Raw genomic sequence first — 19,951 nt, 5'->3', positions numbered from 1 at the left:
CCAGGCGGCAAAATTGCCGTTGCGGCAGGGCAATCGACGGGAATAAACCTATGGTTGGAAAGCGCCATGCTACGGCGCGCCGTTCAAACAAGGAGCTGTCATGCACGTCACATTGGTTGAGATCAACGTTAAACAAGACAAAATCGACGAATTTATCGATGTTTTCCGCGCCAATCACCTGGGTGCAATCGAAGAGCCGGGCAACCTGCGCTTCGACGTGCTGCAGGACGAACAGATTCCGACGCGGTTTTACATCTACGAAGCCTATCGCGACGAGCAGGCGGTGGCGGCGCACAAGCAGACCCCGCACTACCTGCAGTGCGTGGAGAAGCTGGAAGCGCTGATGACCGGCCCGCGCAAGAAGACCACCTTTATCGGCCTGATGCCGGAATAATCGCCGGCGTTTGCCGGTGTCCATACGCCCGGTTTGGTTGTAACCTGCAAGCTAAAGCGAATTTTCAATGGGATAAGCGGGGCGAGGATGACATTGCGCGATCGGCTGTTGGCGCTGTTGGTGGTGGTGATCTGGGGCGTGAATTTCGTCGTGATCAAGTTCGGTTTACAGGGCATGCCGCCGTTTCTGCTGGCCGGGATGCGTTTTTTGCTGGTGGCGTTGCCGGCGATCTTCTTTATCCCGCGCCCGACGATCCCGTGGAAATGGCTGCTGCTGTACGGCATGACCATGAGCTTCGCGCAGTTTGCCTTCCTGTTTGTCGCCATCAAGGTGGGCATGCCGGCGGGGCTGGCTTCGCTGGTGCTGCAGGCGCAGGTGTTCTTCACCCTGCTGTTGGGTGTCGTGCTGATGGGCGAAAAGCTGCGCGTCAACCATTTCGTCGGTATCGCTATCGCCAGCGGCGGCATGCTGGTGCTGGCGCAGGCCAGCCTGCATAAGCCGGGCAGCGGCGCGGTCCCCCTGGCGGGCCTGCTGCTGACGCTGGCGGCGGCGTTTTCCTGGGCGCTGGGCAACCTGACCAACAAGAAGATCCTGGCCGGTTTCCCGCAGCGCAACATTTTGTCGCTGGTGGTGTGGAGCGCGCCGATCCCGGTCGTGCCGTTCCTGGCCTGCAGCTGGCTGTTCGACGGCCCGCAGGCGGTGCTGAGCAGCCTGGGCCATGTGCAGGTCGGCACCTGGCTGGCGGTTGCCTACCTGGCGTTTGCCGCCACGCTGTTCGGTTATTCGGTGTGGGGCAGCCTGCTGGGGCGTTATGAAACCTGGCGCGTTGCGCCGCTGACGCTGCTGGTGCCGCTGGTCGGGCTGTTCGCCGCCTGGCTGCTGCTGGACGAAGCGCTGTCGCCGGCGCAGTTCGGCGGCGCATTGCTGGTGCTGGGCGGCATGGCGGTCAACACCTTCGGGCTGCCGCGCCGCCGGGCGGCGATCGCGCGTTAAACCGAACAGGGCAATTCTGTTCAATACCTTGTCGACGGCGGTCGGCATTCTGGCGCCTGTGAATACTTTCTCAGGTGACCATCATGAATATCTACCTTTCCATGGCCGCGTTTGCGCTGGCGGCCTCCATCACCCCCGGCCCGGTCAACATCGTCGCATTGAGCGCCGGGGCGCAATTCGGCTTTGGCGCGGCCCAGCGCCACGTGTTCGGCGCCACGCTGGGGTTTACCCTGTTGCTGGTGCTGCTGGGATTGGGCATGCACCAGCTGCTGATCCTGTGGCCGGCGCTGACCCGCTTGATTCAGTGGGCCGGCGTGGCTTTCCTGCTGTTTATGGCCTATCGGTTGGCGTTTGACGACGGCAGGTTGGGCAGCGGCGCGGCGCGGGCGCCTTCCTGCCGCTACGGCGCGCTGATGCAATGGCTGAACCCCAAGGCGTGGCTGGCGTCGGTGGCCAGCCTCGGCGCCTTTGTCGGCGACGGCGACATCCGGCTGCTGTGGCAGTTCGCCGGGCTCTACTTCGTGATTTGCTATGCCTCGGTGGCCTGCTGGGCCTATGTCGGCGCGATGCTGCGCGGCCTGCTCAGGCAGGCGCGCAACGTGCGGCGTTTCAACCGCGCAATGGCGGCGTTGCTGGCGACCAGCGCCTGCTATCTGCTGGCGGAGGGTTTTTGATACTGGCCGGGCGTGGCGGCCAGCAGCTGTTTGAAGGTGCGCTGGAAGTGTGCCTGATCGGCAAAGCCGCTTTCGCTGGCGGCCGCGGCGATCGGCAGGCCGCTTTTCAACAGCCGATGGCCGTGCTGCACGCGGCGGTTGACCAGATAGGCGTGCGGCGTCATGCCGTAACGCTGGCGGAAGGCGCGGATCAGGTAAGAAGGGGACAGCGCGGCGGCGCGGCAAATGTCGTCCAGCGTCAGCGGCCGGGTGCAGTGCGCGTCGATAAACGCCGCCGCCGCTTCCAGTCGGGTATGCGGCGGTGTCTCCGGTTGGCGGGCATCGCCCAGCCCGAGCTGCAGGGCGCTGAAATACTCCACCATGGCGATCTGTTTTTCCAGCGCGCTGCACAGCGGATCCGTCAGCAGCGCATAAAGCCGGTTCAGGCCGTGGAACAGCGCCGGATCGCGGCTCAGCGGCTGGCTGAACGGAACAAAACGGTCGCCGTCGCCGCCGAGCAGCTCCTGCTGCAGCGCGCCGAGCCAGGCGAGATCGAGATAGAACATGATGTACGACCAACGCCGATCGGCGATGGGGTTGCAGGCATGCGCCTGCTGCGGGTTGATGACAACCAAATCGCCGGCGCTGACCTGCATGCGCCGCTCGCCGTTGACATAGGTGCTGACGCCGCCGGTGATGGCGCCGATGGAAAAGAATTCGTGGCTGTGCAGGCTGTAGCACACCTGGCGGCCATCCGCGATGGCGCGGGCTTCGACGAACGGCAACTGCGGATCGCGCCAGAACTGCGGCGTTTTTTCACTCATACGCTTTCCTTTTCACTGCGGTGGCATCACAGTGTTATAGCCTGAAAGCGACGAGAGGGGGAATGGCGGATGATGATTTTTAACGTATTCGGCCGTCTGCTGGGCGTGAAGCGCATCGGGGATGAATGGCGGCTGTTCCGCGTGACGCTGCCGGAGCGCAAATATGCTCCCAGCTACGATATCGTGCTGCCGGCCGACCTGCGCGAAGAGGAGATCGCCGGCTATCTGGGGGATATTTATCACGAGGCGGCGACGCTGCAGCGGCCGGAGGTGTTTCGCGTCGAATAGCGCGGCGCGTTACTCTTCCGCGTTGCGCGCCATCATGCGGCGTTGATGCTCCTCGCCGGCGGCCTGGATCTCTTCCAGCACCGAGCCGACGTCGGCGCGTTTCAGGGTTTCGCTGAACCGGCCGCTGAGGACGCTGTCCGGCGTCAGGTTGCCTTCCTGATACAGCGCCCAAATCTCTTTGGCGTATTGGCTATCGCGCAGCTCCGGCGCGAACTGGCCATAATATTCCGCCAGATTGCCGATATCGCGCTCGAACATGCTTTTGGCGTGGTTGTTGGCGGCGGCGTCCACCACCTGCGGCAGATCGATGATCACCGGCCCGTCTTTATCCATCAGCACGTTGAATTCCGACAGGTCGCCGTGGACCAGGCCGGCGCACAGCATGCGCACCGCGTAGTTCATCATCAGGGCGTGATCGGCGCGCGCCTGTTCCGGCGTCAGGATGACATCGCTCAGGCGCGGCGCCACCAGGCCTTCTTCGTCGGTGATCAGCTCCATCAACAGCACGCCGTCCAGGCAGATATCCGGCTGCGGTACCCGCACCCCGGCCTTGGCCAGCAGATACAGCGCGTCCACTTCGGTGTTTTGCCAGGCTTCTTCCTGTTGCTGGCGGCCGAATTTGGAGCCTTTGCTCATGGCGCGCGCGTCGCGGCTGTTGCGCACCTTGCGCCCTTCCTGATAGTGAACGGCCTGCTTGAAGTTGCGCTTCTCGGCCTCTTTGTACACTTTGGCGCAGCGGATCTCATCGCCGCAGCGCACGATAAACACGTCGGCTTCTTTGCCGCTTTTCAACCGGCGGATGACGTCGTCGATTAATCCGTCATCAACCAGCGGCTGGAGTCGTTTTGGAATTTTCATGCAGCCTTGTACCCTATTTAGGCTCCGGTGTGAATGGCTTGCGCAGTTGATAGCGTAAGTTAGACCCGAAAGGCAAACATTAGTTTTGCCGCCGCTGCATCATTGCGCGGCGGCGGGCGCTTACAGGCTGGCGGCCGGTACCCAGACGCTGACGCTGCCGGCGTTGACCGGGAAATGGGCGCTGCCCTGGTCGTCGGTGGTGATTTCCTCCTGACGGTTGCCGAGGAAATCGCGCCAGGCGGTGTGCGCCAGATCGGCCCCCAGCGCGACGGTTTTGCCGCTTTCGCCGCCGTTGGTCAGCACCACCACGCAGCCGGGGGCCTCGGCGGTGCCGGCGCGGCTGAAGGCCACGCAGTGGCTGTCGTCGAAGTAGTCGGTTTGCGGGCCGTTGGCGAAACGCTGGCGGGCGGCGATCAGCTTCTCCAGCTCCGGGATCGCCGGCATATCAATCTGGTACTCGCCGCCGTCGCGCCCCTTGTCGCGGTAGCTGGCGCCATACAGGTCGGGATAAAACACGCAGGGCACGCCCTGTTCGCGCAGCAGGATCAGCGCGTAGGCCAGCGGTTTGAACCAGGGTTCCACCGGCGCTTCCAGCGACTGCAGCGGCTGGGTGTCGTGGTTGGCGACCAGCGTCACCGCGTGGGCCGGATCGGCGGCGGTCAGGGTATCGGTGAAGATTTGCGCCATGTCGAAGCCGTCGCCCTGTTTCGACGCCTGATGAAACTTCAGGTGCAGCGCCACGTCGAACAGCATCACCTTGCCGTCCACCAACTCGATGTATTGCTGCAGCGCGCTCAGATCGTGCGACCAGTATTCGGCAACGATCAGCAGGTCGCGCTGCGCGCTGTCGCGCACGTGATCCGCCCACTCTTTGAAGAACCAGGCGGGAATGTGTTTGGCGGCGTCCAGGCGGAAGCCGTCGCACGGCAGGCTTTCCAACAGCCAGCGCCCCCAGTATTTGAGCTCCTCCGTCACGGCGGTATTGCGGAACTCCACGTCGGCGCCCATCAGATAGTCGTAGTTGCCCTTTTCGTCGTCGACCTGATCGTTCCAGCCGTCGTCGCCATAGTCGTTGGCGATTTTGAACACCCCTTTGTCGTCCGGCTGCTCAACGTAGTCGACGCCGCTGAAGCATTTGTAATCCCAGATAAACTCGGAATGCACGCCCTGGCGGCCGGGAAAGGTGAAGCGGGTGTAGGCCAGCGCGTCGAAGCCCTGGTCGTCGATGTCGTTGCGGTTGTTGGCGTCCACCTTGAACACGTGTACCTGTTCTTTCTCGTCCGCGCCGAGCTTGTGGTTGAACACCACGTCGTAGAGCACCCCCACGCCGTGTTCGCGCAGCGTATTGGCGGCGTGTTCGAGCGCCGCCTTGTCGCCGTATTTGGTGGCCACGCTGCCTTTCTGGTCAAACTCGCCGAGATCGAACAGATCGTAAGTATCGTAGCCGACGGAGTAGCCGCCGGAAGCGCCCTTGCAGGCGGGCGGCAGCCACAGATCGGTGATGCCCAGTTCGGCGAGGTGCGGCGCGCGCTCGGCGGCCTCCTGCCACAGTTTGCCGCCGTCGGGGTAGTACCAGTGGAAGAATTGCAGCAGGGTGGTTTTTTTCGTCATGAGCCAGCGTCCCGGTTAGCCAGAAGGAGAGGAGCAGTTGCCGTTAAAGCATGGGCTACTTTTGGCAAAAGGGACAAGTTTGGCATAGGCGACCCGAGAAGGCCGCCCGAGAGACGGCTTAACGCTGGCTGGCGTAATGAGGTGAGCGTGGGCCATAAAGAATGGCGCCGTTCTGACCTGTCGCCGATAGCAGGCGGGTGTTGGCGATGGCGCCAACATCAAATCCTTTGTCGCTGATGGTATCGGCGATTTGCGAAATCGCGGCGCTGATCACCATGCCCAGCAGGCCACCGGAGTTGTTGTTGCCTTCGTTGCTGGATGCGGTGGCGGTGCCGGCCCACAGCTGTTTGCCGTTGCGCAGATCGACCAGACGAGCGGCTACGGTAACGCGGGTTTCGCTGCTGATCACCATGTAGCTGGTGCCGTATTGCGTGACATCCAGGTACAGCACGGTGTCGGCGCCGAAAATCTGGTGCAGTTTTTTCGGACTGACGGCGCGGATGTCGTTGGCGTTGGTTAGGCCGTTTTGCAGGAAGGTTTCCTCCACTACAGCGACCGGCAACACATAGTAACCGGCCTCGGCCAGCGGCAAGGTGGCGCTGGCGAGCACGCTGTGGCTGGCTTTGACGTCCGGCGACTGGTTAACCGGCGGCAAGACCAGGATCGACTTCGGCTTGCTCTCATGGAACGCCGCATAATCATAAGGCGTCTGCTTGGCACAGCTGCTTAGCAACAGGGTGGCGGCAACGGCGAGGAAAGTGAGTACACGTTTCATTTAAAGCTCCCTTTATCCCTGGCCATCAGGAAATTCATAAACGGCGCCGACTCCGGGAACAGCGTTTTTTCCGTGTTGAATTCATTCATGGCTTGTCCGTCGTTGCCGATTTTGCTGTACAGCAGCCCCAGCTGCGCATGCAGACCTGGCGGTACGGCTTTATCCTTGGCGCGGGATTTCTCGACGATCTCTTTCAGCGTGGCGATCTGCTGCTCAGGGCTTTGCCCCTCCTGCTGGTAGTATTGATAGAGAGAAGTCTGGTAGCCATCCCAATTGTAAAGCGTTTTCGGCGCGGCGCAGCCGGCCAGCAGGGTCGCTGCAAACAGCGCCCCGCCCATTTTTTTAGTTATCATCTTTCTGCTTCTATTCCGTTAGTTAGCAGGGCGCCATGCGCCGTTTTCGATACCGGTGACCAGGTTATTGACGGCTTCACGCACGGCCAGATCCAGCACCTTGCCGTTGAGGGTGGAGTCGTAGCTGGCGGTGCCCCCGAAACCGATGATTTCGCGATTGGACAGTTCGTATTCCCCGGCGCCCTGAGCGGAATAGACGACTTCTGAGGTCTGTACGTTTACGACGTTCAGATTGACTTTGGCGTAAGCGACCTGTGATTTACCACGGCCCAAAATCCCCCACAGCTGATGATCGCCGACTTCTTTACGGCCGAATTCGGTGACATCGCCGGTAATCACATAGTTGGCGCCTTTCAGCGTTTGCGCCTTCCCTTTAATGCCGGCTTCAGTTTTCAACTCTTCCATGTTGGCGCGATCCAGCACGTTGAAACGGCCAGTCTGCTGCAAATGTGTGATCAGGATAGTCTTGGACTGATTGCCCAGCCGATCGACGCCATCGGAGAAGATGCCGTTCATGTAGCTGGATCGGTTGTCGAATTTGCCGACGGCGATAGGGCTGCGTGGGCCCTGATAAGTGGTGTTGTAGGAAGCCACTTTCGGCACTTCCAAAGAGCGGGAGGATTCGGTCGCGCAGCCCGCCAGCAAAGTGACGGAAAGGGCAACGGAACAGACGGCGAGTGATTTTTTCATTGGCATGCGATCTCTCCATGAGCATAAAACAGCGCGGGAGCAACCCGCGCCCGACGTTGACATAACGAACGTTGTCGCCGTTATGGAAACGCCGCGATCCTGCCATGAATATGTAACAAATTACAACAAGATATCGGCATTAATGTCGTTATTAACATTATTGTAACCTATTGGAATACAATGAATTAGTATCGATTTTCTCTTGTCATCACAGCGTTTTCCACGATTGTGCATTTTTTGTCTGGGTGATTGTCTTTTTAATCGCAAACATATGGCCATTAATCCTGAAATATTTTAACTAATCAGTTTGTTGTATTGCGTAATGTTACGTTTTGCATCAACTCCTGTGTTATGCCGGGGTTCATGGCGGCTTGATGATCCGTTAAGGTAGTGAAAATTAGGTAACACTATCAACTAAGTGTCATTTTTCATCGGCAGCTAATCGGGGATATCAATTGTGAACATCAGGGATTTCAGAGCATTGGCGCGTAGTTTGGTCAGAGAATTCGGCATGTTGAACAAGCAGAGCAACGGCTCGCGCTTTTCGCCGCTGCAGATCCATCTGATGATCGAAGCCAGCGAGCAGCCGCTGGGCGTCACCGAGCTGGCGGCCCGGCTTTGCATCGACAAGGCCAGCGCCAGCCGGGCGCTGCGCAGCCTGGTGGCCGCCGGCGTGATAGAAACGGTGGATCATCCGGATGACAAGCGGCACAACCTGCATCGGCTGAGTAAAAAGGGCGGCAAGGCGCTGGCCGGCATCGAGAGCGACGCCGACGGTTTTATGCAGGCGGCGCTGGCGCAATTGGACGACGATGAGCTGGCGAGTACCACGGCGGTGATGAAAAAGATGACTGCGGCGCTGCGCAGCGCGCGCAAACAGCGCGACGCCAACCTGCGGGTGCGGCCGATTGCCGCGCGCGACGATGCGGCGATGGCGGCGATCATTCGCGACGTGTTTCGCGAGTACGGCATGGACAAGATGGAAGGCGTCAGCCTGCACGATCCGGATCTCGATCGGCTGACCGGTCTGTATCGCGACAACGGCGGCCACTACTGGGTGCTGGAGCGGGACGGGCAGGTGGTGGGGGGCGTCGGCATGGCGCCGCTGGCGGGCGAAGAGCCCGGCTATTGCGAGCTGCAGAAACTGTTCTTCAAGCCCGGCGCGCGCGGGCTGGGCATGGCGCGCTATATGGTGGTGCAGGCGCTGAAGGCGGCGCGGGCGGCGGGGTATCGCTACTGCTACCTGGAAACCACCGAACAGTTGAAAGAGGCGATCGGGCTGTACTACGCGCTGGGGTTCACCCTGTTGACGGAACGGCGCGGCAACACCGGCCATCACGGCTGCAACGTGTGCATGCTGAAAAATCTGAAGAACGACGATATGTGAGCGGTTTCAAGGTTAGCGCCCGCGCCTTGTGCCACCCTGTTAACCGTTTGATAACAATCACAACGTTTTATCAGGGAGGAAACTATGTTGGGGGATCCGATGGCGCTGTCCGCGCTGGTCACGCTGGTGGTCATCGCGCTATGGGCCAGCGCCCGCTTACCGGAGTATCTGGTCGCGCTGCTGTTCTTCGCGGCGGTGATGGTGTTGCAGCTGGCGCCCGCCGCAGTGACCTTTTCCGGTTTCGCGTCTTCCGCATTCTGGCTGGTGCTCAGCGGTTTCGTGCTGGGCACCGCCATACGCAGCACCGGCTTGGCGGATCGCCTGGCCAACCGACTCTTGCCGCACCTGGCCGGCTCCTGGCCGCGCCTGGTGGGCGGCGTGGTGGCGATAAGCTATGCGCTGGCGTTTGTCATGCCTTCCAACATGGGGCGCATTACGCTGCTGATGCCGATCGTCATGGCGTTGGCCGATCGCGCCGGTCTGGCGGAGGGCTCGCGCGGCCGCATCGGTTTGGCGCTGGCGGTGGGGTTCGGCACCTTCCAGCTCTCCGCCAGCATCCTGCCGGCCAATGTGCCCAACCTGGTGATGAGCGGCGCGGCGGAAAGCGCCTACGGCAGCCACTTCGCTTATCTCTCTTACCTGCTGTTGCACGCCCCGGTGCTCGGGATCGCCAAAGGCGCACTGCTGACGCTGTGCATCTGCGGCCTGTTCCGTGCGCGGCCGCAGCCGGTGGCGGCCGAGGCGGCGCAAACCCCGCTCAGCGCCGCCGAATGGCGGCTGATCGCGCTGTTGGGCGCCACGGTGTTGCTGTGGATGACCGACAGCTGGCACGGCATCGCTCCCGCCTGGATCGGGTTGGCGGCGGCCTGCTTGTGCCTGTTGCCGCGTATCGGGTTTCTCAACGGCGAGCAGTTCGCCGCCGGGGTTAACGTGCGCACCTGCATCTACGTGGCGGGGATCCTGGGGCTGACGGCGCTGGTCAGCCACTCGGGGCTTGGCGATCGGTTGGGCGGTGCGCTGCTGGCGATGATGCCGGATCTGCACGGCAAACCGTTCACCGCATTCGGTTCGCTGGTGGGGATCACCGCGTTGCTGAATTTCGTGGTGACCGCCAACGGCGTGCCGGCGCTGTTTACCCCGCTGGCGCAGGCGCTGTCCGCGGGCAGCGGCCTGCCGCTGCTGACGGTGCTGATGACCCAGGTGATCGGTTACGCCACGCCGCTGCTGCCGTATCAGGCTTCGCCGATCGTGGTGGCGATGGGGATGGGCAAAGTGCCGGCGCGCGAAGGGCTGAAGCTGTGCCTGCTGTTGGCCGCGCTCAGCTTTGCGCTGCTGGTGCCGTTGGACTATCTGTGGTTCAGACTGCTGGGGTGGATCCCGTAAACAGCCCCGCGCCGCCGGCAAAACAATCTTCGTCCAGCGTCAGGGTGGCGATTTTATGCACCGGTCCGCGCATGCTGACCTGAAAATCGCCGCTGAAGGCAATCTGCAGTTCGCCGCCAGGCATCCGCACGCTAACCCGATCGCCGACTCGTCCCAACTTGCGCATCACGCTGGCGGCGGCGCAGCTGCTGCTGCCGGAGGCGAGGGTAAAACCGGCGCCGCGCTCCCAGATGCCGATGCGCAGCGTCTGGCGATCGACCACTTCCACCAGTTGTACATTGGTGCGTTTCGGGAACAGCGGATGGCGTTCAATCTGCGGTCCGAGCCGATGCACCTGCGCCAGATCAAGTTTCTCCACCGGCACCACGCAGTGCGGGTTGCCCATCGACACCAGCGAAACGCTTAATGTCTCCTCCCTCAGGGGCAGGGGATAGTTCAGCGCCTCCGGCAGATCGATCAAGGCCGGCAGCGCCGCCGGGCTGAAATTGGCGCGCCCCATCTCCACGGTTATCTGATGCGCGTCTTCCGCCACTTGGCAACGCACGTCGCCGCCGGCGGTGTGCACCAGAAACGGCTGATGCCCCACGCGCTCGCTGTCGAACAGATACCGCGCGTAGATACGCAGGCCGTTGCCGCTTTTCTCCGCTTCGGAGCCGTCCGGGTTGATGATGCGCAGGGTGGGATTGACGGCGTCGCCGCTGTCGATCAGCAGGCCGTCGGAACCGATGCCGTAATGCGGGTGGCACAGCAGGCGGATCTGTTCCTGGCTCAGACGATCGGCGACCGAACGGTGGCATACCAGGTAGTCGTTGCCCAGGCCGTGATATTTATGAAACAGCAGGGGAGTCATGTCGTTGCTCGGCTCAGCAAAAAAAAGGTTGCTACAGCTTACAACAGAACGTTGGCGTCAAAACAAACAAAAGGCGACCTGAGCCGCCCTTTTGCGCGATTGCCGGTGTGGCAATTAATTGTAGATGATCGCGGTACCGTGCAGTTTGTTGTCGCCGGTGGTGGCGATGATCTGGAAGGATTTGGCGCCGGCCGCGTCGGCTTTGGCCGCCAGTTTGTTTTCTAGGCTGCTCAGGTCGGAAGCACCGCTGACGGTAACGACGCCGGCTTTTTGCAGATCGGCCGGTTGAGCGTTGACCAGTTCGGCGGCGAAGCTGCCGAAGGAGACGGAGGCCAGTGCGATGGCGGCGATGGTCATTTTCAGGTTTTTCATGGTCTTATTTCCTATCTATGTTCTTTACGATGTTTGTTTTGTAAGGTCGTTAAATTAATTAACGATCGATAATTTAATGTTAGATGCCGGTTTGACGGATTGCAAGTATTTTTTTAATGCTCGTTAATTAATTTTTTTTGATGCCCTGGCGTCGGGAGCAGAATTTCTCGCGATCCGCTGGTTTAATGTCTTGTTATTGATAGATTTCTGCGGTTCCATGCAGCTGGTTGTTACCACCGGCGCCGATGATGCGGAAGGATTTGGCACCCGCCTGATCGGCTTTGGCGGCCAGGCTGCTTTCCAGCGAGGTCAGATCGGACGCGCCGCTGACGGTGATGACGCCCACTTTCTGCTGGTCTGCCGGTTGGTTCTGGACTAAATCGGCGGCGAAGCTGCCGAAGGAAACGCTGGCCAGAGTGAGAGCTGCTAAGGTTAATTTTAAGTTTTTCATAATGTTAATTCCTTTCCGATAACGGTGAATAGAGGGTTTTAATCCGCTTCGCTAAATTATCTTAACGATCGATAACTAAATGCTAATCGGTTCTCGACGAAGGCGCAATATTTTTTTATAATGATCGTTAATTTATTTGTGCTAACCCTGCCGTGGAGCGGGATAGGAGAGGAACGATGAGCATCAATGAAGAGGTTTGCGGCAAGAAAAGCCGCGGCAGACCGAAACAATTTGATCGCGACCGGGCGCTGGAAAGCGCGCTCGATCTGTTCTGGCGGCACGGTTATGAAGCCACCTCGCTGGCCGATCTGGTGGAAGTGACCGGCGCCAAGGCGCCGACGCTGTATGCGGAATTCGGCAACAAGGAAGGAATGTTCCGCGCGGCGGTGGAACGCTATCTGCAAAAATACACCACCTGCACCAACCAACTGTTGGAGCAGGATCTGCCGGTGGCCGAGATCGTCGAGGCCTACGTGCGCTCTTCCGTCGAAGTGTTTACCGACCCCGATACGCCGTCAGGCTGCTTTATGGTGTGCGCCTCGGCCGCGCTGTCGTCCGCGTCCGACGACGTCGCCCAGATGCTGCGCAGGAAACATCATGCGCAGGAAGCGGCGCTGAAGGCCTGCTTCGATCGCAAGGTGCAGCAGGGCGAACTGCTGGCGAAAACCGACACCACGCTGCTGGCGAAATACGTGATTTGCACCATTGAAGGCATGTCGGTGCAGGCGCGCGAAGGGGCAAGCCGGAGCGATCTGCTGCGGTTGCTGGAGGCGTTGATGCTGGTGTGGCCGCGGCTCAGCCAGATCGGCAATAAGGTGTAACAACCGGCCCGGCTTTTACCGGGCCGTGTAACCGATTATTGATTGACCGGGATCACCGCGCCCTGATATTTCTCGCGGATAAAGTCCTGAATCGGTTTGGAGTGCAGCACCTTCACCAGCGCCACGATCTCCGGCTTGTTCACGTCGGCCTGGTGCACGGTGATGATGTTGGCGTACGGGTTGTTTTCGCCGCTTTCGACCGCGATCGGATCTTTGGTCGGGTTCAGCCCGGCGTCGATGGCGTAGTTGGCGTTGATCACCACCGCATCACCTTCGTCGTTGTTGTACATCTGCGGCAGCAGCGCGCCCTCAACGTTGGCCTGGAATTTCAGGTGTTTCGGGTTTTCCACCACGTCGGTGATGCGCGCGTCCACTTTGCTCACCCCCGGCTTCAGCTTGATCACGCCTTCCCGTTCAAAAATAGACAGGATGCGGCCTTCTTCCGCCACCGCGTCGCGCATGATGATTTTGCCGTTTTCCGGCAGATCTTTCAGGCTCTTGTACTTCTTCGAGTAGATGCCGATAGGCTCAATATGGATCGCGCCGGCGCTGACGAAGTCGTAGCTCTTGTCGTCGGCGTGGTCTTTCAGCACCGAGTTCAGGTAAGGCACGTGCTGGAAGTAGTTGGCGTCGATGTCGCGGCTGGCCAAGGCGGTGTTCGGCAGGATGTAGTCCTGGAAGCGCTTGATCTGCAGATCGATGCCTTCCTTCGCCAGTATCGGCTTGGCCTGTTCGAGGATCTCGGCGTGCGGCACGTTGGAGGCGCCGACCACCAGCTTGGTCGCCGCGGCGGCGCCAAAAGAGGCGAGGGTGGCGACGGAGGCGAAAGCCAACATCAGTAGGTGCTTTTTCATCATCGTTTTCCTTGGTTAATTAACGTTTATCGAGCGTTCTTGTCAGGGTGTCGCCGATGAACTGAATGACGAAAACGATCAGCAGAATCGTCAGCGTCGCCACCAGCGTCACATCACTGTGGTTGCGTTGAAACCCTTCCAGATAGGCCAGGTTGCCCAGGCCACCGGCGCCGATCACCCCGGCCATCGCGGTGTAGCTCACCAGCGCGATCAGGGTGACGGTGATGCCGGAAACCAGCGCCGGCGAGCTTTCCGGCAGCAATACGCGGAAAATCAGGGTGCGGTTTTTGGCGCCCATCGAGCGCGCCGCTTCGATCACCCCTTTGTCGACCTCGCGCAGCGCGATCTCCACCAGCCGGGCGTAGAACGGCGCCGCGCCGACGATCAGCGCCGGCAGGGCCGCATCCGCGCCGAGAATGGTGCCGATCAGCGATTTGGTGAACGGGATCAGCAGCACGATCAGAATGATGAACGGAATGGAGCGGAAGACGTTGACCAACACGGAGATCAGCGAGTAGACCGCACGGTTCTGCCACAGCTGGCCTTTCGAGGTTAAAAACAGCAGCACGCCGAGCACGATGCCCAGCACCAGCGTGGCCAAACCGGCGATGCCGGTCATGTACAGCGTTTCCCAGGTGGCGTCCCACAGTGAGTCAAGGCGCAGGTGGGGGAACAGGGATTCAATCATGTTGGATAACCTCGACGGCGATATCTCTTTCGTGCAGCAGGCTGAGCATGTCGGCGACTTGTTGTTCGTTGCCTTCGGCGTGAATATACAGTTCGCCGAACGAACCGTTGAGGGTGTGGCTGATCTTGCCGTGCAGAATGTTGATGGTCAGGGCGTAGCGCCGGATCACTTCGGCGATCACCGCCTGGTGAGTCTGCACGCCGACGAAGGTCAGCTTGAAAATCGCCCCCGGCAGATGGGCGGTGAGCAGCGGGTTGAAGCTCTCTTCGGTATCCGCATACTGCGACACCTGTTTGACGAACTGCCGGGTGATCGGCTGCTGTGGCCGGGTGAACACGTCGAGCACCGGGCCTTCTTCGACGATGCGGCCGTTTTCCATCACCGCCACGCGGTGGCAGATTTTTCGCACCACGTGCATCTCGTGGGTGATCAGCACGATGGTCAATTTCAGCTGGCGGTTGATGTCCAGCAGCAGGTCGAGAATGGCGTCGGTGGTCTGCGGGTCGAGCGCCGAGGTGGCCTCGTCGCACAGCAGCACGCTCGGGTTATTGGCCAGCGCGCGGGCGATACCGACGCGCTGTTTCTGGCCGCCGCTGAGCTGCGAAGGGTAGGCGTCTTCACGCCCCTGCAGGCCGACCAGCGCGATCAGTTCCGCCACGCGCGGCGCAATCTGCGCCTTGGGCACGCCGGCGATCTGCATGGAAAATGCGATGTTTTGGCTGACGGTGCGCGACCACAGCAGGTTGAAGTGCTGAAACACCATGCTGATTTTCAGGCGCGCCTGGCGCAGGTGGCTGCCTTTGGCGCGGGCGATATCGAAGCCGCCTACGTCAATGCGGCCGCTGGTGGGCGTCTCCAGGCCGTTAAGCAGGCGGATGAGCGTGCTTTTGCCGGCGCCGCTGTAGCCGATGATGCCGTAAATTTGCCCGGCCTCTACCGCCAGACTGACGTTGTCTACCGCCACGACGCGGCCCTGTGTGCTGTCAAAAGTTTTGCAAACGTTCGAAAGAACGATCATAACGAAGCGGATCCTTATCGATACATCACAGCATTCCGTCCAGAGCGCGGTGCGCCGGACAGGGATCGTTCGGCTTTTCGGCGGGCACAACCCGGCGGGGAGTGGCGGACGGAACCTCTGTTGCGGGTGAATACCGGGCAATCCTACCGAGGGTTTATAGTGACAGGAAGAATGTAAATTCTATTACTTATTCTGATTTGATATATAAAACGGCGGGTGAAACAGGGGGGAGAAAACCGGCCGCAGGGCGGCCGGCGGGAGGGCTAGCGTTTGTCCAGCTTCATGTGCAGCAGCGGGAACGGGTTGCCCTGGCCGTCGAGCGGCGAACGGCCGGTGATGACAAACCCGTAGTGGCGGTAGAAGCCGCTGGCCTGCGGATTTTGCTCGTTCACGTCCAGCTGCAGCTCATCGTGCAGCGTTTCCGCGTGGGTGAGCAGCGCTTTGCCCACCCCTTTGCCGCGCTGATCGGCGTCGATAAACAGCATCTCCACCTTGTTGCCGTTCAGGCCGATAAAGCCGCAGGGATGCCCCGGCCGCTCTTCGGCCACCCAGACGTTAACCGCCGGCAGGTAGTCGTTCAGCACCAGCGGGAACAGCTGCGCGATGTTGTCTTCGGTTAAAAAATGGTGAGTGGCGCGCACCGAACGCAGCCAGATATCTGCCAATTGCGCGTTGTCTTCCGCCGCGCGTGCTCTGATGGTAATCATCGAACTCTCTGCTATCTAAGTTGGAGGAAAAAAACTAGATAGAGGTTTTGTGGGGTTAGTGCCGAATTAACGTGGGTTAACGCCCTGCAAAGCGCCTCTGCAGTGGATCGAATAGGCCCGCCTTTCTGCCGGCGGTATAATAAATGTAATTCAGTAAGTTAATGCTTTCAACCGCCGCAGGGCGCAATGAGGCGCCCGACGCGTGGTACACTGGCCGCCGGGTGAACAACGGAGGCAGCAGGATGGAAGCGGTACGCGCAGCGATAGAAAAACAGGTGCTCAGCCTGACCGGGCTGGCGCTCGGCGGCGTCGATTTTGAGAACCCGCCCGGCGATCCGGGCTTGTTCGGCCCGCAGTCGGTCATCTGGCAGGTTCACCGCGATTTCACCCCGATGCTGTGCGGCGGCGTCAGCGCCTTGCTGCTGCAGATGTTGCACCCGCTGGCGCTGGCCGGGGTGTGGGATCACTCCAACTTCCGCGAAGATATGATTGGCCGCCTGCGCCGCACCAGCCAGTTCGTGTCGGTTACCACCTTCGGCCCGACCGCCGAGGCGCAGCGGCTGATTGCCAAAGTCAAAGCCATCCATCTGCGGGTGACCGGCGTCGGCAGCGACGGCACGCCTTATGCCGCCAGCGATCCGGCGCTGCTCACCTGGGTGCACGTCGCGGAGAGCAGCCGTTTTCTGGCCAGCCACCTGCGCTACCGTAACCCCCATCTTTCCCGCGATTTGCAGGATCAATACTACCGCGAAGCGTCGCGCGTGGCCGCCGCGCTGGGGGCGACCGCCATCCCTCAGTCCTGCGCGGAGGTCGAAGAGTACCTGCAGGCGATGCGGCCGCAGCTGATCTGCGATGAACGCACGCAAGAGGTGGCGCGCATTCTGCTGAAGGCGCCGGCGCCGAGCGCATTGGCGCGCCCGCTCGGCGGGGTGGTGATGCAGGCGGGCATCGATCTGTTGCCCGATTGGGCGCAGCGGCAGTTCGGTTTTCATCCGGGCGCGCTGCGGCGGCGGCTGGTGCGAACGGGCGCCGCAGGCCTCGGCAAGGTGCTGGGCGCGTCGATGCGCAACGGCTCCTATCAGCGCGCGGTGCGGCGCATCACTCAGCCGTCATGAGCCACAGCCGCTATAATTAGTCTTTGTTTATCTTCGTTTACGGCCGCTTTTGAGACTTTTACGGGTGATCCGGCCAGTAATGCGTTTTACACTTGGGGGCAAAGCCACATTCCATTTTTGGCGCGCAGCCGATTCTGCCGCGCCCTGACCCTATTGAGGTGATATGAACGAGTCATACGTACTTGCTGAAGTCAGCAATGAGAACCAGACGCTGGTCGCGGTGGTTCAGCAAGGGAGCAGGGCAGCTTATTTTTATATCTATCCCGCCGAAGCCTACAGCGATCGCTATCAGGTGCGCGCCTGCTGGCTGCGCAACCTGGCCGCCGCGCCGCTGCAGGAAGATCGCGCCGCGCTGGAACAAGGGCAGCCGCCGATGCTGGCGGCGGAGTATTGCCGCAACCTGGAAGGCGAAGCGCCGCTGAACCCGGAAGGGCTGATGGTGGTGTGGAGCGAAAGCGACGACGGCGCGGCCCTGTGGTATTACGGCCAACTGCTGGCGGTGATCCCCGGTTGGAGCCTGTATATCGACCATTCGGTGTGCTATTCCGCCAGCTGTATCAAGGAGAGCCCGCTGGCCTATCCGCTCGGCTCGGCCTCGACCAACACCCAGTATGCGCAGGCGGAGAGCACCCGCCAGTTCTGGCGCAGCTGGCAGCGTGAAGAGGGCAACCCGTGGCCGAAGATGCAGCGCGATTTTCAGGCGCGCTATGAGTCGCATTTCGGCCCTTCGGTGAAGTACTACGCCATCGATCAGGGCAAGTGGCCGCCGATGGCCATTACCCAGCACGAGCGCGACGGCATCTATTACTTCCTCACCATGGGGGTCAGCATCCGGCCGATGCCGTGGGTGGAGATCCTGTTCAACGACGAGGCTTCGCGCTATCGCCGTATGGAGATGGCGATCGCCATCGACAGCCAATACATGACCGAAGACAACGCGGTGCAGATGGCCAGCGCGCTGGCCGGTTTCGCGCATGCGCCGTGGGCGCGGCTGACCTGGATCGGCGAAGGGCATACGCTGGAGTCGGACGTGGCGCCGCTGGGCTACGAAGGCTATATTTTATCGTCGTCCTTCTATCCGCATAACGCGCACCTGACTCTGCCGCAGCAGTACGGCGATCCGGTGAACCTGTTTTGGGCCAGCCCGGTGTTTACCGCTGAGCGCCAGCTGGCGCACGCCACGCCGAACGGCGGGCACGATCTGGTGAACCGGCTGTGCGAGCAGGGCGTCGACCATATTTTCCGCCCGCGCCAGCCGGTGTGCTGACGCCACTTATCTTCTCTTCGGGAGCCGCCATGACCACCGCGCTGTTGATTATCGATGTGCAGGAAGGATTGTTTACGCCGCCGCCGGCGGATGCCGCGGGCACCGTTGCGCGTATCAACCAACTGAGCGAGCGCGCCCGCCGGGCGGGCGTGCCGGTTGTCGTGATTCAGCACCATACGCCGGACGACGAACTGCCGCACGGCAGCGCCGCCTGGCAAGTGCTCGCGGCGCTGAAGGTGGCGCCGGGCGATCATCGGGTGGATAAAACCACGCCGGACTCGTTCCTGCGCACCTTACTGGGTGCGTTGCTGATCGCCAACGGCGTATCGCAGCTGGTGGTTTGCGGCTACTCCACGCCGTTTTGCATCGACACCACGGTGCGCAGCGCGGCGGCGCACGGCTATCCGGTGACGCTGGCGGCTGATGCCCACACCTGCCACGACAAACCCTATGCCGACGGTCTGCTGATCCGCACCCACCATAACGAGACGCTGTCGAATATCGACAGCTTCGGCGTGCCGATCCGTGCCGTGCCCACGGCGGACATCGTGTTCTGAGAACGGAAAAACGGGGGCTAACGCCCCCGTTCGTTATTTCAGGCCCGCCCGCCGCGCCGCCACCTTGGCCAGCGCCGCCCAGTCCAGATCCGCATCCCCCTGCGCCATCGCGTCGAGGAAGTTGTCTTTCAGCACCCCGGCGAACGGCATCGGCGTATGGCTGTCGGTGCCGGCGGCCAGCGCCAGCCCGACGTCCTTCAGCCCCAGCGCCAGCCGGAACCCGGCGGGGGAATACTTCTCGGCGGCGATCAGCGCGCCATAGCCCTGATAGGCCGGGGCGGCGAAGACGGTGCCGCCCAGCATCTGCAGGTAGTCGGCGCCGGACACGCCGTAGTTGCGCACCAGCGCGCTGCCTTCCGCCATCGCTTCAATGGCGCTGGCCAGCGTAAAGTTGGTGGCGATTTTGACCACGTTGGCCTGCGCCGGATCGGCGCCGAAGTGCCAGGTTTTCTGGCCGAGGGCATCGAACAGCGGCTGCGCTTGCTTCAGCCGCTCGCTATCGCCGGCCGCCAGAATATTCAGCTTGCCGGCGGCGGCCACGTCGACCCGCCCCAGCACCGGCGCGGCGAGATAGCCGATGCCGTGTTCCGCATGCAGCGCCGTCAAACGCTTGGCGAGTTCGACCGAGATGGTCGCCATATTGATATGCAGCGCGCCCGGTTTCATCCGTTGCAGCAACCCGCTGTCGACCACCACCTGTTGCGTGGCGGCATCGTCGGCCAGCATGGTGATCAGCACGTCGGCATCGGCCAGCTGTTCCGGCCGTTCTGCCTGCCGCGCGCCGGCGCTCACCAGCGGCTGCGCCGCCTGCGGCGAGCGGTTCCATACCGTTAAGGCGAAGCCCGCTTGCAACAGGTTGGCCGCCATGGCGCTGCCCATCCCACCCAGTCCGGCAAATCCGATCTTCATCATGCGCTCCTTTTTCAGGTTGAAGGTTTTACCCTAGCGCGCCAGGCCAGGAACGCAAATGCCGGAGTGTAACGCCGTCTTACGCGCTATTGACGCGTTGCCGCTGCGGGTATACCTTGATGCCATGAATATA

The 19,951-nt window shown here is 61.3% G+C and carries 24 protein-coding genes; 10 read left to right on the top strand and 14 right to left on the bottom strand.

The features are described 5' to 3' along the window. Positions 1-100: 100 nt before the first annotated feature. The 3 genes from lsrG to ACJ8HB_RS04455 all read left to right on the top strand — a co-directional run bounded on the left by lsrG (position 101) and on the right by ACJ8HB_RS04455 (position 2,061). The gene (gene lsrG, locus ACJ8HB_RS04465) at positions 101-394 is read left to right on the top strand and encodes a (4S)-4-hydroxy-5-phosphonooxypentane-2,3-dione isomerase (RefSeq protein WP_004939559.1); all 294 of its coding nucleotides are present in this window, start codon (positions 101-103) and stop codon (positions 392-394) included. A gap of 87 nt (positions 395-481) precedes the next feature. Further along, a complete protein-coding gene (locus ACJ8HB_RS04460; RefSeq protein WP_033647025.1) occupies positions 482-1,387 on the top strand; it encodes an EamA family transporter in 906 nt (301 codons plus the stop codon). A gap of 83 nt (positions 1,388-1,470) precedes the next feature. Next, complete coding sequence (locus tag ACJ8HB_RS04455; protein ID WP_047568721.1) at positions 1,471-2,061, top strand: LysE family translocator; 591 nt, start codon at positions 1,471-1,473, stop codon at positions 2,059-2,061. Here the strand turns inward: ACJ8HB_RS04455 and ACJ8HB_RS04450 are convergent. Next, positions 2,037-2,864, bottom strand: coding sequence for an AraC family transcriptional regulator (locus tag ACJ8HB_RS04450; RefSeq protein ID WP_047568720.1), 828 nt, complete (start codon positions 2,862-2,864; stop codon positions 2,037-2,039). The genes ACJ8HB_RS04455 and ACJ8HB_RS04450 overlap by 25 nt on opposite strands. A gap of 69 nt (positions 2,865-2,933) precedes the next feature. Between ACJ8HB_RS04450 and ACJ8HB_RS04445 the strand changes: the two genes are divergently transcribed. Continuing rightward, positions 2,934-3,152 (top strand): DUF7661 family protein, encoded by a 219-nt coding sequence (locus ACJ8HB_RS04445; protein WP_033647021.1) that lies wholly within the window; start codon positions 2,934-2,936, stop codon positions 3,150-3,152. Positions 3,153-3,161: 9 nt separating this feature from the next. Here the strand turns inward: ACJ8HB_RS04445 and ACJ8HB_RS04440 are convergent, their stop codons facing one another. From ACJ8HB_RS04440 to ACJ8HB_RS04420, 5 genes are all read right to left on the bottom strand, one after another. Beyond that, positions 3,162-4,010 carry a PA4780 family RIO1-like protein kinase gene (locus ACJ8HB_RS04440; RefSeq protein WP_033637570.1) on the bottom strand — a complete coding sequence of 283 codons (849 nt, stop codon included), beginning with the start codon at positions 4,008-4,010 and terminating at the stop codon, positions 3,162-3,164. 120 nt (positions 4,011-4,130) lie between these two features. Beyond that, positions 4,131-5,621, bottom strand: coding sequence for an alpha-amylase (gene amyA, locus ACJ8HB_RS04435; RefSeq protein ID WP_047568718.1), 1,491 nt, complete (start codon positions 5,619-5,621; stop codon positions 4,131-4,133). Between the two features lie 118 nt (positions 5,622-5,739). Next, complete coding sequence (locus ACJ8HB_RS04430) at positions 5,740-6,396, bottom strand: DUF799 domain-containing protein (protein WP_094859695.1); 657 nt, start codon at positions 6,394-6,396, stop codon at positions 5,740-5,742. Beyond that, a complete protein-coding gene (locus ACJ8HB_RS04425; protein ID WP_033637573.1) occupies positions 6,393-6,749 on the bottom strand; it encodes a DUF4810 domain-containing protein in 357 nt (118 codons plus the stop codon). Before ACJ8HB_RS04425 ends, ACJ8HB_RS04430 begins: the two co-directional genes overlap by 4 nt. Before the next feature lie 18 nt (positions 6,750-6,767). Further along, positions 6,768-7,439 (bottom strand): CsgG/HfaB family protein, encoded by a 672-nt coding sequence (locus tag ACJ8HB_RS04420; RefSeq protein ID WP_033647014.1) that lies wholly within the window; start codon positions 7,437-7,439, stop codon positions 6,768-6,770. Positions 7,440-7,920: 481 nt separating this feature from the next. Here ACJ8HB_RS04420 and ACJ8HB_RS04415 point away from each other — a divergent pair, with 481 nt between their 5' ends. Next, positions 7,921-8,826, top strand: coding sequence for a bifunctional helix-turn-helix transcriptional regulator/GNAT family N-acetyltransferase (locus tag ACJ8HB_RS04415; RefSeq protein ID WP_094859696.1), 906 nt, complete (start codon positions 7,921-7,923; stop codon positions 8,824-8,826). Positions 8,827-8,910: 84 nt separating this feature from the next. Then, positions 8,911-10,209: an SLC13 family permease gene (locus ACJ8HB_RS04410; RefSeq protein ID WP_047568717.1), complete on the top strand. Its 1,299-nt coding sequence runs from the start codon at positions 8,911-8,913 to the stop codon at positions 10,207-10,209. Here the strand turns inward: ACJ8HB_RS04410 and dapF are convergent. The 3 genes from dapF to bhsA (ACJ8HB_RS04395) form a co-directional block, all read right to left on the bottom strand. Next, positions 10,184-11,059, bottom strand: a complete 876-nt coding sequence (gene dapF, locus ACJ8HB_RS04405; RefSeq protein WP_047568715.1) for a diaminopimelate epimerase — start codon at positions 11,057-11,059, stop codon at positions 10,184-10,186. The genes ACJ8HB_RS04410 and dapF overlap by 26 nt on opposite strands. Positions 11,060-11,173: 114 nt before the next feature. Further along, entirely contained in the window at positions 11,174-11,431 is a 258-nt protein-coding gene (bhsA, locus tag ACJ8HB_RS04400) for a multiple stress resistance protein BhsA (protein ID WP_004939517.1), read from the bottom strand. A gap of 193 nt (positions 11,432-11,624) precedes the next feature. Then, the gene (gene bhsA / locus ACJ8HB_RS04395; protein WP_033637578.1) at positions 11,625-11,882 is read right to left on the bottom strand and encodes a multiple stress resistance protein BhsA; all 258 of its coding nucleotides are present in this window, start codon (positions 11,880-11,882) and stop codon (positions 11,625-11,627) included. Positions 11,883-12,058: 176 nt separating this feature from the next. On the opposite strand from bhsA (ACJ8HB_RS04395), the gene ACJ8HB_RS04390 reads away from it, so the two are divergent. Beyond that, positions 12,059-12,703: a TetR/AcrR family transcriptional regulator gene (locus tag ACJ8HB_RS04390; RefSeq protein WP_033637579.1), complete on the top strand. Its 645-nt coding sequence runs from the start codon at positions 12,059-12,061 to the stop codon at positions 12,701-12,703. 35 nt (positions 12,704-12,738) lie between these two features. Here the strand turns inward: ACJ8HB_RS04390 and ACJ8HB_RS04385 are convergent, their stop codons facing one another. From ACJ8HB_RS04385 to ACJ8HB_RS04370, 4 genes are all read right to left on the bottom strand, one after another. After that, positions 12,739-13,557: a MetQ/NlpA family ABC transporter substrate-binding protein gene (locus ACJ8HB_RS04385; protein ID WP_047568713.1), complete on the bottom strand. Its 819-nt coding sequence runs from the start codon at positions 13,555-13,557 to the stop codon at positions 12,739-12,741. Positions 13,558-13,576: 19 nt separating this feature from the next. Then, on the bottom strand, positions 13,577-14,245 hold the full coding sequence (locus ACJ8HB_RS04380) for a methionine ABC transporter permease (RefSeq protein WP_033653452.1): 669 nt from the start codon (positions 14,243-14,245) through the stop codon (positions 13,577-13,579). Next, a complete protein-coding gene (locus ACJ8HB_RS04375; RefSeq protein ID WP_041034030.1) occupies positions 14,238-15,263 on the bottom strand; it encodes a methionine ABC transporter ATP-binding protein in 1,026 nt (341 codons plus the stop codon). The genes ACJ8HB_RS04380 and ACJ8HB_RS04375 overlap by 8 nt, the downstream gene beginning before the upstream one ends. Before the next feature lie 263 nt (positions 15,264-15,526). Continuing rightward, a complete protein-coding gene (locus ACJ8HB_RS04370; protein ID WP_015377088.1) occupies positions 15,527-15,970 on the bottom strand; it encodes an acetyltransferase in 444 nt (147 codons plus the stop codon). A gap of 242 nt (positions 15,971-16,212) precedes the next feature. Here ACJ8HB_RS04370 and ACJ8HB_RS04365 point away from each other — a divergent pair, with 242 nt between their 5' ends. From ACJ8HB_RS04365 to ACJ8HB_RS04355, 3 genes are all read left to right on the top strand, one after another. After that, positions 16,213-17,085: an oxygenase MpaB family protein gene (locus ACJ8HB_RS04365; RefSeq protein ID WP_047568710.1), complete on the top strand. Its 873-nt coding sequence runs from the start codon at positions 16,213-16,215 to the stop codon at positions 17,083-17,085. A 163-nt stretch (positions 17,086-17,248) separates the two neighbouring features. After that, the gene (locus ACJ8HB_RS04360; protein ID WP_047568708.1) at positions 17,249-18,352 is read left to right on the top strand and encodes a suppressor of fused domain protein; all 1,104 of its coding nucleotides are present in this window, start codon (positions 17,249-17,251) and stop codon (positions 18,350-18,352) included. A 29-nt stretch (positions 18,353-18,381) separates the two neighbouring features. Continuing rightward, on the top strand, positions 18,382-18,909 hold the full coding sequence (locus ACJ8HB_RS04355; RefSeq protein ID WP_047568706.1) for a cysteine hydrolase family protein: 528 nt from the start codon (positions 18,382-18,384) through the stop codon (positions 18,907-18,909). A gap of 33 nt (positions 18,910-18,942) precedes the next feature. On the opposite strand, the gene ACJ8HB_RS04350 is transcribed toward ACJ8HB_RS04355, so the two are convergent. Further along, positions 18,943-19,818 carry an NAD(P)-dependent oxidoreductase gene (locus ACJ8HB_RS04350; RefSeq protein ID WP_060421330.1) on the bottom strand — a complete coding sequence of 292 codons (876 nt, stop codon included), beginning with the start codon at positions 19,816-19,818 and terminating at the stop codon, positions 18,943-18,945. Positions 19,819-19,951: the final 133 nt, after the last annotated feature.

This window comes from Serratia sp. CY27727 (assembly GCF_052169275.1).
Classification (GTDB): Bacteria; Pseudomonadota; Gammaproteobacteria; order Enterobacterales; family Enterobacteriaceae; genus Serratia; species Serratia sarumanii.
The sequence above is the reverse complement of the archived record's forward strand: the minus strand, read 5'-3'. Positions and strand labels throughout refer to the sequence as shown.